The sequence below is a fragment of the Arthrobacter sp. BGA-UO-ETr-C19 genome (assembly GCF_059568005.1).
This window is the reverse complement of sequence record NZ_JCAQPC010000024.1, coordinates 762794-778524: the sequence shown is the minus strand read 5'-3', so window position 1 is coordinate 778524 and position 15731 is coordinate 762794. Positions and strand designations below refer to the sequence as shown.

General features: G+C 65.7%; 14 protein-coding genes. 4 read left to right on the top strand and 10 right to left on the bottom strand.

Annotated elements, in window-relative coordinates; translation table 11 throughout:
- Nucleotides 1-8: 8 nt before the first annotated feature.
- Entirely contained in the window at nucleotides 9-335 is a 327-nt protein-coding gene (gene fdxA / locus AC57BR_RS22535) for a ferredoxin (protein WP_026265673.1), read from the bottom strand.
- A gap of 153 nt (nucleotides 336-488) precedes the next feature.
- Between fdxA and AC57BR_RS22530 the strand changes: the two genes are divergently transcribed.
- Nucleotides 489-746, top strand: a complete 258-nt coding sequence (locus AC57BR_RS22530; RefSeq protein WP_496364627.1) for a putative acetyltransferase — start codon at nucleotides 489-491, stop codon at nucleotides 744-746.
- Between the two features lie 7 nt (nucleotides 747-753).
- On the opposite strand, the gene AC57BR_RS22525 is transcribed toward AC57BR_RS22530, so the two are convergent.
- Nucleotides 754-2106 (bottom strand): MFS transporter, encoded by a 1353-nt coding sequence (locus AC57BR_RS22525; RefSeq protein ID WP_496364625.1) that lies wholly within the window; start codon nucleotides 2104-2106, stop codon nucleotides 754-756.
- A 63-nt stretch (nucleotides 2107-2169) separates the two neighbouring features.
- Between AC57BR_RS22525 and AC57BR_RS22520 the strand changes: the two genes are divergently transcribed.
- Nucleotides 2170-2679 (top strand): helix-turn-helix domain-containing protein, encoded by a 510-nt coding sequence (locus AC57BR_RS22520; protein WP_496364623.1) that lies wholly within the window; start codon nucleotides 2170-2172, stop codon nucleotides 2677-2679.
- On the opposite strand, the gene AC57BR_RS22515 is transcribed toward AC57BR_RS22520, so the two are convergent.
- Both AC57BR_RS22515 and typA read right to left on the bottom strand, forming a co-directional pair.
- The gene (locus AC57BR_RS22515; RefSeq protein ID WP_496364621.1) at nucleotides 2676-3044 is read right to left on the bottom strand and encodes a hypothetical protein; all 369 of its coding nucleotides are present in this window, start codon (nucleotides 3042-3044) and stop codon (nucleotides 2676-2678) included. The genes AC57BR_RS22520 and AC57BR_RS22515 overlap by 4 nt on opposite strands.
- A gap of 28 nt (nucleotides 3045-3072) precedes the next feature.
- On the bottom strand, nucleotides 3073-5001 hold the full coding sequence (gene typA, locus AC57BR_RS22510) for a translational GTPase TypA (protein ID WP_496364619.1): 1929 nt from the start codon (nucleotides 4999-5001) through the stop codon (nucleotides 3073-3075).
- Nucleotides 5002-5272: 271 nt separating this feature from the next.
- Between typA and AC57BR_RS22505 the strand changes: the two genes are divergently transcribed.
- Nucleotides 5273-6115: an SGNH/GDSL hydrolase family protein gene (locus tag AC57BR_RS22505; protein WP_496364617.1), complete on the top strand. Its 843-nt coding sequence runs from the start codon at nucleotides 5273-5275 to the stop codon at nucleotides 6113-6115.
- A gap of 128 nt (nucleotides 6116-6243) precedes the next feature.
- On the opposite strand, the gene AC57BR_RS22500 is transcribed toward AC57BR_RS22505, so the two are convergent.
- From AC57BR_RS22500 to AC57BR_RS22480, 5 genes are all read right to left on the bottom strand, one after another.
- Nucleotides 6244-8025, bottom strand: a complete 1782-nt coding sequence (locus AC57BR_RS22500) for a dipeptide ABC transporter ATP-binding protein (RefSeq protein WP_496364615.1) — start codon at nucleotides 8023-8025, stop codon at nucleotides 6244-6246.
- 11 nt (nucleotides 8026-8036) lie between these two features.
- The gene (locus tag AC57BR_RS22495; protein ID WP_496364613.1) at nucleotides 8037-8987 is read right to left on the bottom strand and encodes an ABC transporter permease; all 951 of its coding nucleotides are present in this window, start codon (nucleotides 8985-8987) and stop codon (nucleotides 8037-8039) included.
- On the bottom strand, nucleotides 8977-9906 hold the full coding sequence (locus AC57BR_RS22490; RefSeq protein WP_496364611.1) for an ABC transporter permease: 930 nt from the start codon (nucleotides 9904-9906) through the stop codon (nucleotides 8977-8979). The genes AC57BR_RS22495 and AC57BR_RS22490 overlap by 11 nt, the downstream gene beginning before the upstream one ends.
- Before the next feature lie 129 nt (nucleotides 9907-10035).
- On the bottom strand, nucleotides 10036-11721 hold the full coding sequence (locus AC57BR_RS22485) for a peptide ABC transporter substrate-binding protein (RefSeq protein WP_496364609.1): 1686 nt from the start codon (nucleotides 11719-11721) through the stop codon (nucleotides 10036-10038).
- A gap of 272 nt (nucleotides 11722-11993) precedes the next feature.
- Nucleotides 11994-13868: an ABC transporter ATP-binding protein gene (locus tag AC57BR_RS22480; RefSeq protein WP_496364607.1), complete on the bottom strand. Its 1875-nt coding sequence runs from the start codon at nucleotides 13866-13868 to the stop codon at nucleotides 11994-11996.
- Between the two features lie 79 nt (nucleotides 13869-13947).
- Here AC57BR_RS22480 and AC57BR_RS22475 point away from each other — a divergent pair, with 79 nt between their 5' ends.
- Entirely contained in the window at nucleotides 13948-14577 is a 630-nt protein-coding gene (locus AC57BR_RS22475; RefSeq protein ID WP_496364605.1) for a PH domain-containing protein, read from the top strand.
- A gap of 43 nt (nucleotides 14578-14620) precedes the next feature.
- Here AC57BR_RS22475 and AC57BR_RS22470 read toward each other — a convergent pair whose 3' ends face one another.
- Nucleotides 14621-15724: an ABC transporter permease gene (locus AC57BR_RS22470; RefSeq protein ID WP_496365208.1), complete on the bottom strand. Its 1104-nt coding sequence runs from the start codon at nucleotides 15722-15724 to the stop codon at nucleotides 14621-14623.
- Nucleotides 15725-15731 lie beyond the last annotated feature (7 nt).

The window sequence follows — 15731 nt, the reverse complement described above, 5'->3', positions numbered from 1 at the left end:
GGTCCGCCTCAGTGGTCCTGGTTCTGCGGCGGGAGTGCTGCAATCATCGGGTGGTCCTTGCCGGTGTTGCCCACCTTGGCGGCGCCGCCCGGGGAGCCGAGGTCGTCAAAGAACTCGACGTTCGCCTTGTAGTAATCGGCCCATTCCTCGGGGGTGTCATCCTCGTAGTAGATGGCTTCCACCGGGCAGACAGGCTCGCATGCACCGCAGTCGACGCACTCATCGGGATGGATATAGAGGGAGCGTTCGCCTTCGTAGATGCAATCGACGGGGCACTCCTCAATGCATGCCTTGTCCTTAACATCTACACACGGCTGCGCGATTACGTACGTCACGTCCCTTGCCTCTCCACGTTGATTCCCGGCGCTGGCCGGTTGCTGCATCCGGCCTGCATGCCGGGCTGTCCACTTCAGAGCCTATTATCTCCCAGGCCGGTCCCGCGAACGAAGCGGGCGCGTCACACTCCGGACGCGTCATACGATGGACGGGTGAGTCCAACACCACCAACACCCCGGCAATTCCTGGCCACGGCCCCGGCCGGAACACGCGTGGTGGTGCGATACAGGATCGACGGCGGCTTTACGGACGCCCTGGGAGACCTCCTGGGGTGCGGCGAAAGTGAGTGCACCGTACGGACCCGGAGTTCCGACGTCGGCATCCCCCTTGACAGGGTGGTGGCCGCCAAACAGGTGCCGCCGGCACCTCCGCGCCGTGGTTCACGGCGGACGCCGCCGGCCGCGGACTGACGTCGGCCTAGGCCCTGTCCTTTTCCTCCAACGCTTCGTCATCCAAGCCCGCGCCATCCATCGTCTTGTCATCCACGGCACCGTATTCCAGCACCTCGTCCGGAAGAGTACGCATCCTTCGCAACGGCGAGAACAGGACCGGGGCGGTGGCCAGGAAGCTGCCGGCGGCTCCGATCAGCATGGTGGGCACCAGGCCAAGTTGTTCGCCCAGGTAGCCCGACGCCAAAGCTGCCAGCGGCATCACGCCCCACACCGCAAACCGGATGGACGCATTCATGCGGCCGAGCAGCCGCGGCGGGCAAACCCGCTGGCGCATGGTGAGCTGCATGATGTTGTACACCAGGACGCTGAAGCCAAACCCGAACTCCGAGATCAGGAGCAGCGCCAGTGAGACTCCCGGTTCGGAAACGGCGGCCGCGAACGGCACCAGCAGCAAAAAGAGCGAACTGACCAGGGCGCACACGGGAATCACGGTGCCCTCGCCGATCCGGGCGGCGAGCCGCGGCGCCGCCAGCGCGCCCAGCAGCCCGCCCGCGGCGCCCACGCTCATGATCAGGCCCATGCCCTGTGGCCCCAGCCCGAGGCTGCGCAGCACCAGCAGCGGCATCAGCGTATAGATCAGCATGCCGGAAAAGTTCATTCCGCCGGTGCAGGCGGCAATGCGGCTGATGAGCGGATGCCGGACAACAAACCAGAGGCCTTCCCGTATCTCGACCAGAAGTGGGCGCCGTGCAGCCGCGGGCACACGCGCCTCTGAGTCGCGGGTACGGGCGAGGAACACCGCGGAGAGCAGGTATCCTGCGGCCTCACCCACGAAAAGCACGGGAGCCGACACGACCGCCAGCAGCGCACCGCCGGCAGCGGGCCCGCCGATTCGTGCCATCTGGGCCGTCGCCTCAAGCTTTGAGTTGGCCTCCCTGACCTGCGGGGACGCCACCAGGACCGGCACGTAACTCTGGTAGGCGACGTCGAAGAACACCGTTGCGGTCCCCACGATCGCCGCGACCAGGTAGAGATGCCAGATTTCCAGGCCGCCGCCCCACCACAGGACCGGCACCGCGGCCATGGCGGCCATCCGGAGCAGATCGGCAGTGATCATGGTCCGGCGCTTCAGCCAGCGGTCCACCCAGGCCCCGGCCGGCAGACCGACTGCCAGGAACGCCGCCAGACCTGCGGCGTTCAGCACGCCCACCTCGAATTCCGAGGCGTGGAGCATGGTGACGGCCAGCACCGGTAACGCGAGCTGGCCCAGCTGTGCACCGAACTGTCCCAGGGCCTGCCCGGCCCAAAAGGTGGTGAAGTTGCGGTCCCGCCACAGCAACCCTGGTGTTGGCTCCGCGGCAGTGGGTTCGGCAGTCACCGCTTCAGTTTCGGCGGGCGATTGATATATGTCAATCACTTATTGCTCGTTACACTTGCGTCTATGAACCACCCGCCGGAGAGCGACGACGCTGACCTGGTGGCCAAGGGCCGCGCGCTGAGTTCGCCGCTGCGGCTGAGGATTCTTCGCCTGTGCCTGCACCAGTCGCGGACCAACAAGGAAATCGCCGAGCTGCTCGGCCTCAATCCCGCCTCCAGCCTCCACCACGTCCGGACCCTGGTGCGGACCGGGTTCCTGCTGGCGGAGGAACGCCGGAAGGGCCGGCGCGGCGCCACGGAGGTGCCCTACATCGCCAGCCGCAAGTCGTGGAGCACGCCGGTGGACAACGTCTCGCCGATCCTCATCGAGACGTTCCTGCAGGAAACCAGGGAGCTGCCGCCTGAGGATATCGAGGTGTGGCGGCTGGGCGTGAAGTTCAACGCCGCCCGGCGGGAGGAAATGCTTGGCAAGCTCCGCGCCGTCATCGAGGAGTACATGGCACTTCCGGCAGACGACGACGGCGAAGCCACCTCACTCATGATTGCCCACCACCGGGATCCGATGGCTGACTAGCGGCTGTACCGCCGGCACCAGGCCAGCATTCCGACGGTGACCACCACGATCCCGTAGACCCAGATGCTTCCGGACAGGTCCCCGGCGATCAGCCGCTTGCCGGATTCCATCCCTGACCACCAGCCGGCAAGGGCGTAGCAGAGACCGCCGCACACCGCCGTCGGAATCAGTGTCCGGAACGCCGCCCCGAGGAACAACTGAAGCGATGCCAGGAGCAGCAGCGCCGCGACGGCCCCCAGCGGCAGCGCAGCACCGGCGGCAGCGAATTCCTGGCGGTGCAGCGCGGTTCCGGCGAAGGCAGCAAAAAGAGCTGCCGGCACGGCGGCGGCCAGGCCGCCTGCCATGCCGGCAGCTCTTCTGTTCACGTTGGCAGTTCCCTGTGGGAGGGTGCCGTTATGCCTTGGCGCGGGCGCGGTTGGCCTTGGCACGCTCGTTGGTGTCCAGGATGACCTTGCGGATACGGATGGCGTCCGGGGTAACCTCAACGCACTCGTCCTCGCGGGCGAATTCGAGGGACTCTTCGAGGGTCAGGTCGCGCGGCGGAGTCAGGTTCTCGAAGGTGTCCGAGGAAGCCGCACGCATGTTGGTGAGCTTCTTTTCCTTCGTGATGTTGACGTCCATGTCGTCTGCGCGGGAGTTCTCGCCCACGATCATGCCTTCGTAAACCTCGGAGGTCGGCTTGACGAAGAAGGAGCCACGCTCCTGCAGGTTGATCATCGCGAACGGGGTCACAACACCAGCGCGGTCGGCAATCATCGAACCGTTGGTACGGTACTCGATCGGGCCGGCCCACGGCTCGTAGCCCTCGGAGATCGAGGCGGCAATGCCGGCGCCACGGGTGTCCGTGAGGAACTTGGTGCGGAAACCGATCAGGCCACGGGCGGGAACGATGAACTCCATGCGGCACCAGCCGGTGCCGTGGTTGGCCATGTTCGTCATGCGGCCCTTGCGCGCGGCCATGAGCTGGGTGACGGCGCCGAGGTACTCTTCGGGCACGTCGATGGTCATGTGCTCCATCGGCTCGTGGATCTTGCCGTCAATGGTCTTGGTGACCACCTGGGGCTTGCCGACGGTGAGCTCGAAGCCTTCACGCCGCATCTGCTCCACGAGGATGGCCAGCGCGAGCTCGCCACGGCCCTGGACTTCCCAGGCATCCGGACGCTCGGTGGGGAGAACCTTGATGGAGACGTTACCGATCAGTTCCTTGTCCAGGCGGTCCTTCACCTGGCGGGCCGTGACCTTGGCGCCCTTGACCTTGCCGGCCAGCGGGGAGGTGTTGATACCGATGGTCATCGAGATCGCGGGATCGTCAACGGTGATCAGGGGCAGCGGCTGGGGGTTCTCGACGTCGGTCAGGGTCTCACCGATGGTGATCTCCTCGATGCCGGCGACGGCGACGATTTCGCCCGGGCCGGCGGACTCGGCCGGGACGCGCTCCAGCGCCTTGGTGGCGAGGAGTTCGGTGATCTTGACGGTCTTGAGCTCACCGTTGGCGCGGGCCCAGGCAACCTGCTGGCCCTTGCGAAGGGTTCCGTTGTAGATGCGCAGGAGGGCGAGACGGCCCAGGAACGGGGAGGCGTCCAGGTTGGTGACGTGTGCCTGCAGGACACCTTCCGGGTTGTAGGTCGGGGCGGGGATGTGCTCGATGATCGCGCTGAACAGCGGCTCGAGGTCCTCGTTCTCCGGGGCAGTGCCGTCGGCAGGCTGCTCGAGGGAGGCGCGGCCTACCTTTGCGGCGGCGTAAACCACCGGGACGTTGAGGATCTTGTCCAGGTCAAGGTCCGGAACCTCATCGGCGAGGTCGGAGGCGAGGCCCAGGAGCAGGTCCATGGACTCGTGGACGACCTCTTCGATACGGGCGTCGGGGCGGTCGGTCTTGTTGACCAGGAGGATCACCGGCAGGTGCGCGGCGAGGGCCTTGCGGAGGACGAAGCGGGTCTGGGGCAGCGGGCCCTCAGAGGCATCCACGAGGAGAACGACACCGTCCACCATGGACAGCCCGCGCTCCACCTCGCCACCGAAGTCGGCGTGGCCGGGGGTGTCGATGACGTTGATGGTGATGGTTTCGCCATTGGAGGACGGTCCGTTGTAGGCCACCGTGGTGTTCTTGGCCAGGATGGTGATGCCCTTTTCGCGCTCCAGGTCACCTGAGTCCATGACGCGGTCTTCGAGGTGGTTGTGCTCGGCAAAGGAGTTGGTCTGCTTGAGCATGGCGTCCACAAGGGTGGTCTTGCCGTGGTCAACGTGGGCCACAATCGCGACGTTGCGCAGGTCACTGCGAACTGCAGTTGCTACCGCGGTGTTGGTGGTGGTTTCAGACATGCGTTATTGCTCGATTCAGTGGTGAAGTCAGCTGTTGTATCGCGACATTTCCAACCGGAACGCACGACGGATCAGACCCTTAACACAGGGCACCTACTGCCAGTCTAAACGCTGAGCCATTTATTGGCCTAAAACGGGCACCCTCCCCCCTCCCGCCCCCGTTACCAAATCGTGAATCCAGCGGCCCGTCATGTGAGCAAAATCACTGGCTTTTCCGAAAGTGATCCACCACTATTGCTAGACCACTTACGAACAGGCCAGGAGTCCACGGATGTTACAAGCCTCGACGCGGGCCCTCCTGATTGGCCCGGTCATCGCCGCGAGCGTGTTTTTGACGGGCTGCGGCGCAGCAACGGAACCGGCCTCCGGCGCCGGATCGGCGGCGCCCCGTGCAGCCGCCCCGGTGGCCGCCCCCGGTGAGGCCGTGGCCGCCGGTTCGGCGGTCGTGAGCGATCTGGGGGCCGCCGTCGACCCCGCCAGCCTTCCGGCCGGAGCGCTGTACCGCAATCCGGCCAACGGGCGGGACGAGGTCATCGTGGGCAACATTGCCCACACCGCGCTGCTGATCGGCGACTCGCAGTCCGAGCCGCAGGCCAGCTGGCCGCGCCGGGCCCTCATGGGGCTGGGCTACGACGTCTTCTTCTGCGGCAAGGGCGGCACGGGTTTCGTCGCCTCGAACGGCACCACGGGCAACTACGTGGATGCCCTGCAGCGCGGCGACTGGCACCTGCCCTACGGCTTCCCCCCGCTGGTGCTCATCGAGGGCGGCGGAAACGACGCGAAGCAAGGGGCCAGCAACGAGCAGATCTCGGCCAACGCAGACCGGCTTATCACGACGATCAAGCAGCGGTACCCGGGCGCGAAGCTGGCCATGGTGGGAACACTGGGCAAGGGAGCGGACAACGGCGGCGCACGGCGCGCCGAGGTTGACGCCCTGCTGGGGACTGTCGCCGCAGACCACGGCATTGCGTTTGTCAGCGTCGGGGACTGGCTCACCCGCTACGGCCTGGAGTCTCAGCTCAAGGACAGCGTCCACTTGAACAGCGAGGGGCACCGCGCCCTGGGTGAGTTGCTGGGCGACAGGCTCGCGAAGCTGGGGCTGGCCCTCTCGTAGCTTCGTTGGGGCCGGACCCGAGTTAAAAGGCAGACAGGAGCCGGTATCCACCGCGGGTGGACACCGGCTCCTGTTCTTTGTTTGCCTTCTTGTTGCCGCGGCGCCGTGCCGGACGGCCCCGGCGGTGGCTACGCCGTGGCGACTTCCGGGGGAAGCATGAGGCTGGCCCCCGGGATGGCGTTGAGCAGGGCCTTCGTGTATTCCTGCTGCGGTGCGTCGAAAACGTCGTCCGTCGCACCCGTCTCCACCAGCCTGCCCTTCTCCATCACGCAGACGTGGTCGGCGATCTGCCGGACCACCGCAAGGTCGTGCGTGATGAACAGGTACGTCAGCCCCAGGTTGGCCTGCAGGTCGGCCAGCAGGTTCAGTACCTGCGCCTGCACCAGCACATCCAGCGCCGACACCGCTTCGTCGCAGATGATGACTTCCGGATCGAGTGCCAGCGCGCGGGCAATGGCCACGCGCTGGCGCTGCCCGCCGGAGAGCTCGTTCGGGTACCGCTGCATGGTGGACTGCGGCAGGGCCACCTGGTCCAGCAGCTCGCGGACCTTCTTTTCGCGGCTTGCCCTGTTGCCCACCTTGTGGGTCCGCAGCGGCTCTTCGATGGTCCTGAAGATGTTGTACATCGGGTCGAGGGAACCGTAGGGGTCCTGGAAGATCGGCTGAACTCGCCGGCGGAAGGCAAAGATCTCCCTGCTGTTCAGCGTGGCGGTATCCACGCCGTCGAACACGATCCTGCCGGACGTTGGCGGCAGCAGGTTCAGCACCATCTGGGCCACTGTGGATTTACCGGAGCCGGACTCGCCCACGATCGCCGTCGTGGTGCCGCGCTTCACGCCGAACGACACGGAATCCACTGCCATAAAGTCCGTGGACCGGCCGATGCCGGACCGCAGCTTGAAGACCTTGCTGAGATTCTCGACGCGCAGGACCTCCTCCGGCTTGTCCTGGCTCTGTCTGTCCTGGTTCTGTTTGACCTGGTGCCGTTCCGTAGTCCCGGTGAAGGCGGCCTCGGAAGGCGACCCGGACGGGGCGAGGAGATCCTCGGACTCCACGCCGAGCTCCTTGGCAACCTGGATGCGGCGGGACGCGAGGGAGGGTGCCGAGGCGACCAGCCGCTGCGTGTACGGGTGGCGCGGGTTGCGCAGCAGGTCCAGGGAGGGACCCGCCTCCACCACGTTGCCCCGGTACATCACCACCACCTTGTCGGCACGCTCTGCGGCAAGGCCCAGGTCGTGGGTGATGAGCAGCACGGATGTACCGAGTTCGGTGGTCATCTTTTCCAGATGGTCCAGGATCTGCCGCTGGACGGTGACGTCCAGTGCGGAGGTCGGCTCGTCCGCGATGAGCAGCCGCGGCTGGCAGGACAGGCCAATGGCGATCAGCGCCCGCTGGCGCATGCCGCCGGAGAACTCGTGCGGGTACTGCTTTGCCCTCCGGTGCGCATCCGGAAGTCCTGCCTCGGCGAGGACCCTGGCGACGTCGTCGGGCCCGTCAGGACGCCCGTTCGCCCGCAGCGTTTCGCGGACTTGGTAGCCAATTTTCCATACCGGGTTCAGGTTGGACATCGGGTCCTGCGGAACCATGCCGATGGTGTTGCCCCGGAGCTCGATCATGCGTTTCTCCGGCGCCCCGGCGATGTCCTCGCCGTCGAGCAGGATCTGGCCACCTGACACCCGGCCGTTGGCGGGCAGCAGGCCGATGGCGGCGAGCGCCGTCGTCGACTTTCCGGAACCGGACTCGCCCACAATGGCGACCGTCTCCCCCGGCATGATGGTCAGGTGCGCGTTGCGCACCGCCTGGACCTCGCCGCCGCTGGTGGCGAAGGAAATGGCGAGATCCCTGATTTCCAGCAGAGGCAACACGTCCGGTGCGCCCGCTTCGCTGACGCTGATCTTGGAAGTTGTCATGTGTGGCACCTTCATCGTTGACGGCTCTTCGGGTCGAGCGCATCGCGGAGGGCATCGCCCAGCATGATGAAGCTCAACACGGTGATGGACAGCGCCGTTGCGGGATAGAGCAGGACGGCGGGATTGGTCCGCAGCGAGGCCTGGGCCGCGGCAATGTCATTGCCCCAGGACATGACGCTGCCGGGCAGTCCGATGCCCAGGAAGGACAGGGTGGCCTCGGCGACGATGAACACACCCAGTTCCATGGTGGCGAGCACGATGATGGGGGCAAGGGCGTTTGGCAGGACGTGCCGGAGCAGCGACCCCATCCGCGACACACCCAGCGAACGTGCGGCGGTCACGAAGTCGGCGTTCCGCACCTCAAGGACGGCGCCGCGGGTGATGCGGGCCATTTGCGGCCAGGCCAGCAGCACGATCACCATGACCACCGTCCAGACGCTCTTGTTGTCCTTGAAGAAGGGAAGCTGCGTGATCACGAGCGCCCCCAGGACGAGCGGCAGGGCGAAGAAGATGTCGCCGAGCCGGGCGATGACCGCGTCGAGCCAGCCGCCAAAGAAGCCGGCCAGCGCGCCGAGCGTCACGCCGATAATCAGCACGAAAATGACTGACAGCACGCCCACCGACAGCGACGCCTGCGTTCCGTGGACGACGCGCGAGAAGACGTCGCAGCCCTGGAAGGTGTATCCGAACGGATGGCCGGCCTGCGGTGCCCCGTCGGAGAACTGCAGGTCGCAGTTGTCATTGGGCGCAACCTGCGTGAAAAGACCCGGGAAGAGCGCAATGACCACCAGCAGCACGATCAGCAGTGACGAAACGATGAACAGCGGACGGCGGCGCAGCTTTCGCCACGCCTCGGCCCACAGGCTCAAAGGGGCCTGGTCCGTCTTCACGGAGTCGGTGGCGAGCAGCGGGGTTTCGTCGATGGGTGCGACGTAGTGATCCGCCTGGTAGTTACTTGTCATAGCGAATCCTTGGATCGAGCCAGGCGTAGAGCAGGTCCACCAGCAGGTTCGCCACCACGAAGATGAGCACAAACACGCTGACGATTGCAACGATCGTGGGGCCCTCGCTGCGCAGGATGGCCTGGTACAGCTTCTGCCCGACGCCCGGAACATTGAAGATGCCCTCGGTGACGATGGCGCCGCCCATCAGCGCGCCGAGGTTGGCGCCGAGGTAGGTGGCCACGGGAATCATCGAGTTGCGCAGGATGTGCGCCAGGACCACGCGCGGCCGCGAGAGGCCCTTGGCTGTGGCGGTCCGGACGTAGTCGGCGTTCATGTTCTCGATCACGGACGCCCGGGTGAGCCGGAGTACATAGGCGAAGGACACCAGGCCCAGGACAAACGCCGGGAGCAGCAGCGTGCCCCAGGAGACGTCGGATCCCACGGTGGGTTTGGCCCATCCCAGCTGCACGCCGACCACCAGCTGCAGCACGAAGCCGAGCACGAATGTCGGCATGGCGATAACCACCAGCGAGGCGATGAGGACGGTGGAATCGAAGAGCTTGCCCTTGCGCAGGCCGGCGAAGAGGCCGGCGGCCACGCCGAAGACGCCCTGGATGACCAGGGCCTCGATGGCGAGCATCGCCGTCACAGGGAAGACCCGCCCCAGGGTGGCGGCGATGGGCTGCCCGGTGAAGTCGTTGCCGAGGTTGAAGGTAAACAGGTTCTTCAGGAACAGTCCGTACTGGACCCAGAACGGTTCATCCAGGTGGTACTGCTGCCGCAGGGCGGCTATGACGGCAGGGTTGGGCTGCCGGTCGCCGAACAGGGCGGCGATGGGGTCCCCGGGAAGGGCGAACACCATGTAGTAAACGAGCAGGGTGGTCCCGACAAAGACGGGAATCACCTGCAGCAGCCGGCGGAGGACGTACTGGATCACAGCAGCTCCTCCCCGGGGAATTGAATGTGGGGATTCATGGGGCAGCTTTCATGCTGGTTCATGGCGCATGGGGGCCCGGCATCTTGGGCCTGGCCCCCATGCGCTGACTGATTTGGGTGGTTCCAGGGACTACTTGGCGGTGATGTTGTAGTACTGGAGCACGCCGTTCCAGCCGCTGTCCACGTTGGTGACGTTCTGGCTCCACACGGCCTGGCGGGCCTGGTACCAGAGGGGCAGGTTGGGCAGGTCCTTGAAAAGCACTTCCTGCGCCTGCGTGAACTTCTTGTTGGCATCGTCGGTTGACTTCGCGCCCAGACCCTCCGTGAGGAGCTTGTCGAACTCAGGGCTGGAGTACCCCTCGTAGTTCGAGCTGGAGCCGGTCTTCAGGAGCGGGCCAAGGAAGTTGTACAGGGACGGGTAGTCTGCCTGCCATCCCGCACGGGTAAGGCCCGGAAGGGTCTTGGACTTGCGCAGGTTCAGGATTTCGGCGAACTTCGCGAACGGCTGTCCCTCGGCCTGGATGCCAAGGTTGTTCTTGATGTTGTTGGCTACGGCGTCGATCCATTCCTTGTTGCCGCCGTCGGTGTTGTACGCCAGCTGAAGCGGCTTGGAGGCGTCGTAGGGCTTGATGGCCTCAGCCTTGGCCCACAGGTCCTTGGCCTTGGCGGCGTCGAACTTGAGGAACTCCGAGCCGGCAACGTTTTCGTTGTAGCCATCGATGACGGGGGCGGTGAAGTCCTTCGCCGGAATGCGCGTCCCGTTGAAGATCACCTTCGTGATTTCTTCGCGGTTGATGGCCATGGACAGGGCCTGGCGGCGCAGCTTGCCGGCCTCACCCTGGAAGTTCGGGTTGTAGACCGGAATGTTCAGCGTGGCGTTGCCGGCGTAGGCCTTGTTCAGGTGGTTCTCCGGGAAGTCGGTCTCGTAAGTCCGCAGCGCGTTGGTGGGAAGCACATCCGTCACATCAAGGTTGTTGGCCTGGATGTCGGTGTAGGCGGGGCCCGGATCGGTGTAGAACTTGAAGGTCACACCGCCGTTCTTGGCCGCGCGGGGGCCGCTGTAGTCGCCGTTCTTGACCAGCGAGATGGACTGGTCGTGGACCCAGGCGCCTTCCTTGGCGAGCTTGTACGGGCCGTTGCCGACGGGGTTTTCACCAAACTTTTTCGGGTCCTTCATCGCCTCTGACGGCAGCGGGTAGAACGCCGAGTAGCCGAGGCGCAGCGGCCAGTCGGCCTCAGGCTGGCTGAGCTTGACCTGGATCGTGGAGTTGTCCTTCAGGACAAGGCCGGACATGGTCTTGGCGGTGGGGGCAGGAATGTCCTTTTCCTCGCCGTCAGTGCCCTTTTCGGTCTTGACGGCACTGACGTCGGCGTAGCCTTCGATCGACTCGAAGAACGTGCCGTTGTTCTGCAGGTTGGTGCTCAGCGCCGCGAAGTTCCAGGCGTCAACGAAGCTCTTGGCCGTGACTTCCTCGCCGTTGGTGAACTTGGTGCCGGCCTTGACCTTGATGGTGTAGTTCCGGCCGTCCGGGGACTCGATGGACTCAGCCAGCGCGTTGACCGGCTTGCCGTTGGCGTCGTAGGCGCGAAGGCCTTCGTACAGCAGCTCTACGACGCGGCCGCCGTAGACCTCGTTGGTGTTGGCCGGCAGCAGCGCGTTCTGCGGCTCGTTGCTGTAGGCCGTGATGACTTTGTTGGGATCTCCGGCAGCGCTGCCGGAACCGTTGCTGGTGCCGCCTCCGGCACCGCAAGCGGACAGGGCCAGGGCGGCGATTGCCACCATGCCCAATGCTTTGGAAGTGCGCGCAAAACGCATTCCGCCTCCTAGGAGTTGTGGGAGAGATTGGTGGGGACTCAGGTGTATCCCCGAAGCCCAGGACACAGAAGGTGGTCTGTGACGTGGGCAACACAAGCATGAAGCCTAACCGCAAAACGTCCAGATAGTGATACGCCGTTGCCAAACCGTAACCGGACATGATTGGACACGCCGAACGATTTAATGGCGCAAGTTACCCGCTGGTATCATGCCCCGCTTGTGACGCAGTTCACCCCTGGATGATGCCCGGGCCCTCCCACAACTCCCCCCGGTTACTCCGTTCCGGTGGCGAGGAGTTGGGCGCGCAATTCACGGCGCTCGCGCTGCTTTTCCGGATCCGGCAGCGGCACGGCGGCTAGCAGCCGCTGCGTGTAGGCCTCCTGCGGGTTGCGCAGGATCTGGTCGCGGGTGCCCTGCTCCACGATCCGGCCGCGCTGCATGACGCAGATGCGGTCTGCGAGCACGTCCACGACGGCGAGGTCGTGGGTGACGAAAAGGCAGGCGAACCCGAGCTCGCGCTGGAGGTTCTGGAACAGCTCCAGGACCTTGGCCTGGACCGACACGTCCAGCGCAGACGTCGGCTCGTCAGCCACCATCAGCTTCGGCTTGAGCGAGAGTGCCCGGGCAATGCCGACACGCTGTTTCTGCCCGCCGGACAGCTCGTGCGGGTACCTGTTCCGGTAGTTCCGCGGCAGCTCCACCTGGTCCAGCAGCGCCTCGATGCGCTTCTGCAGGTCGGCGCCCTTTGCCACGCCGGCAAGGTACATGGGCTCGCCGATGCTTTCGCCGATGGGCAGGCGCGGGTTCAGGGACGAGGACGGGTCCTGGAAGACCATGCCGATGTGGCGCCGCACTTTGTGCAGCTGCTTGCCGTTCTTCTTCGCGGCGGAGATGTCCTCGCCCACCACTCGCATCGTTCCGGCCGCCACCGGCAGCAGTCCGACGGCGGCCCGCCCGATGGTGGTCTTCCCGGATCCGGACTCCCCCACGAGACCCACCACCTGCCCGGGATGGATGGTCAGGTTGGCCCCCTCGACGGCGCGGAAGGCCGGCACGCGGCCCTGCTTCGGGTACTCGATGGCGACGTCGGTCAGCTCCAGCACAGGCTCGCCCACAGGACCCCTGGATTCGGCGGCTGCCAGGGCGGCCGCGTTCTCCCGTTCGCGGCGGAGCAGTTCGTCATGGTCCACGGAGTCGAGCTCTGCGTGGGTGGCCGCGGCCAGTGCTGCAGTCACGTCCACGTCCGGCACGGCGTCCGTTCCGCCCTGTCCGAGATGCGGCACGGCCGCGAGAAGCGCCTGCGTGTACGGGTGCTGGGGATTGTGGAAGATCTGTTCGGCGGTGCCGGTTTCCACGATCAGGCCCTTGCGCATGACGGCGATCCGGTCGGCGAGGTCCGCCACGACGCCCATGTCGTGGGTGATCAGGACAATGGCGCTGTCCAGTTTGTTGCGCAGGTTCCTCATCAGGTCCAGGATCTCCGCCTGCACCGTGACGTCCAGAGCCGTGGTGGGCTCGTCAGCGATGAGCAGTTTGGGATCGCAGGACAGCGACTGGGCGATCATGGCACGCTGCCGCTGGCCTCCGGAGAGCTGGTGCGGATAGGACTTGAACGCCTTCACCGGGTCCGGCAGCTCCACCAGCTCCAGCATCCGCAGTGCGCGCTCCTTGGCCTGGTCCGGTGACACTTCATTGTGAAGCCGCACCGTCTCGACGATCTGCGCGCCCACCGTGTAGACCGGGTTCAGCGCCGTCATGGGCTCCTGGAAGATGACGGCCACGTCCTTGCCCCGGACGCTGCGGATATTGGCGGCATCCTCACCCAGCAGCTCCTTGCCGGAGAGCCTGACGCTCCCGGACACCCGGCTGTTGCTGGGCAGCAGGCCGAGGAGCGCCATGGAACTGGCGCTTTTGCCCGAGCCGGATTCGCCCACGATGGCCAGGACCTCGCCGGCGCGGACCTCATAGTTGAGGCCGACGGCGGCCGGCACCCACTTCTTTTCCACGCCGAAGTCGACGCTGAGGTCGCGCACTTCCAGGACCACGGAACCCTTCCCGTCTTCCCTTCGCCGTCCGGCGCCGGGCTCTATGGAGTCTGGTTCCAGCGGGTCCGACGTCGGGCGGTCAGGGCTGATGTAGTCAGACATGTTGGGGTTTTCCTTCCACCCTGGCCAGCGGAGCAGCTGAGATTAGTGCTGCGGCCGGGAATACTGAATTATTGGGGGCATGAGCACTGTGCCGCATGCCGGAAACGTCGCAATCTTCAAAGCGCGCACCAACAAATGGTTTGCCGGTTTCTCGTGGCTTGTGGCTGCCGCCGGGCTGGCCGGCCTGGTTGTGGCGGGCGGAGTCCCTGCCCTGGCCGGTGCCGGGCCGCTGCTGCTCATCGCCTACCTCGGCTGGCTGCTGTTCTGGCGTCCGGCGGTGGTGGTCCACGACGCCGGCGTCACTATCGAAAATCCGTTCCGCGCCATCACGGTGCCGTGGGCCGCGCTGGTGCAGGTGGACACCCGGTACGCGCTGACCCTCGTCACGCCTGGCCGGAGCTACGGGGCCTGGGCAGCGCCCGCGCCTGGCATCTGGGGCGGACGCAACGCCCGCCCCGAGGACCTCCGGGGACTGCCGGACAGCACTTACGGGCCGGGGAACTCCGTCCGCCCCGGCGACCTCAAGAGCACCGACTCGGGGCTGGCCGCGCAGCTGGTCCGTGGACGCTGGCAGCAGCTGGTCGAATCGGGGCTCCTTGATGCCGGAGCAGCCGAAACCACTCCGGTCAGCGTGAAGTTCCGCTGGCGCGAGGCCGCGGCCGCCCTGATCCTTCTCTTGCTCAGCTTCTGGAGCGTGGCCATCCTGTAGGCAGGAAGCACGCGGCACCTGCCCGTGGCGTCGCAGCAGCACCTCAGGCACCCCTGTCCCCACCGGCGGTCCGGCCGTCATCTGCCCTGCTGTCCAGGGCAGCCACCGGCGTCGCCTCCGGGACTGTTGTCCCGGTGTCCCTGGCCTTCTTGGCGTTGAACTTCTTTTGCCGCGGGTCAAAGGCGTCCCGCAGGCCGTCGCCGATGAAGTTGATGCTGAGGCAGATGAGGACGATGAACAGGCCGGGGAACCAGAACAGCCAGGGGCGGGTGGCGAAGGCTTCCTGGTTCTGGGAGATGAGCAGGCCCAGCGAGGTGTCCGGGGACTTGACGCCGACGCCGAGGTAGCTGAGGGCCGTTTCGGTCAGGATCGCCGCCGACATGGTCAGGGTGACGTTGACGATCAGGACGCCCACGGCATTGGGCAGGATGTGCTTGAAGATGATCCGGGTATTGCTTGCCCCGGATATCCGCGCCGCGTCGACGAACTCGCGCTCCCTCAGGGTCAGGAACTCGCCGCGCATGAGTCGCGCCAGGCCCACCCAGCTGATGAACCCCAGGAAGATGCCAAGGGCGAGGACACCGTTGCTGCTGGCGAAGGCCGCAAACCAGCTGCCTTCATCCCGGCGTCCTGCCAACTGCGCCATGACGGCGGCGAGGAGCAGAGCCGGGACGATGATGATGACATCGGTGAGCCTCATCAGGACGGCTTCCATCCAGCCCCGGAAATAACCGGACAGTGCCCCGACCACCACACCGATCAGGCCGGCGATCAGGCCGATGACCAGCATGATGGTGATGGACTGCTGGGCGCCGCGCATGGTCATGGCGAACAGGTCGCGCCCGATCCGGTCCTGGCCGAAGGGATGCTCACCCCAGGCCAGGGGCCACAGCGAGGCCGTGGGAGTGCCGTCGTTGACCAGCGGCGAAACGGCCTCATGGGTGTACTTCCACCAGCCGGGGATCCCGGCATAGCCCACGGACGTGAAGGCCATGATGAAGATAATGGCGAAGACGGCAAGGCCGACGATGGCGCCGGAGTGGCCAAGGAAGCGTTTGCGGACAATCTGGCCCTGGCTCAGGCCCCTGGCTTCGGAGACAGGCTCGATGCCGGCAGCGTCGTGCCGCAGGCCTGCCTCCTCGGCCATGATTTCA

Excerpts from the sequence above, each read along its gene's own strand:
- AC57BR_RS22520 (WP_496364623.1), top strand. The coding sequence starts at position 2,170 with ATGAACCACCCGCCGGAGAGCGACGACGCTGACCTGGTGGCCAAGGGC.
- AC57BR_RS22495 (WP_496364613.1), bottom strand. The coding sequence starts at position 8,987 with ATGACAAGTAACTACCAGGCGGATCACTACGTCGCACCCATCGACGAA.
- AC57BR_RS22470 (WP_496365208.1), bottom strand. The coding sequence starts at position 15,724 with ATGGCCGAGGAGGCAGGCCTGCGGCACGACGCTGCCGGCATCGAGCCT.
- AC57BR_RS22480 (WP_496364607.1), bottom strand. The coding sequence starts at position 13,868 with ATGTCTGACTACATCAGCCCTGACCGCCCGACGTCGGACCCGCTGGAA.
- typA (WP_496364619.1), bottom strand. The coding sequence starts at position 5,001 with ATGTCTGAAACCACCACCAACACCGCGGTAGCAACTGCAGTTCGCAGT.
- AC57BR_RS22500 (WP_496364615.1), bottom strand. The coding sequence starts at position 8,025 with ATGACAACTTCCAAGATCAGCGTCAGCGAAGCGGGCGCACCGGACGTG.
- AC57BR_RS22475 (WP_496364605.1), top strand. The coding sequence starts at position 13,948 with ATGAGCACTGTGCCGCATGCCGGAAACGTCGCAATCTTCAAAGCGCGC.
- AC57BR_RS22485 (WP_496364609.1), bottom strand. The coding sequence starts at position 11,721 with ATGCGTTTTGCGCGCACTTCCAAAGCATTGGGCATGGTGGCAATCGCC.
- AC57BR_RS22505 (WP_496364617.1), top strand. The coding sequence starts at position 5,273 with ATGTTACAAGCCTCGACGCGGGCCCTCCTGATTGGCCCGGTCATCGCC.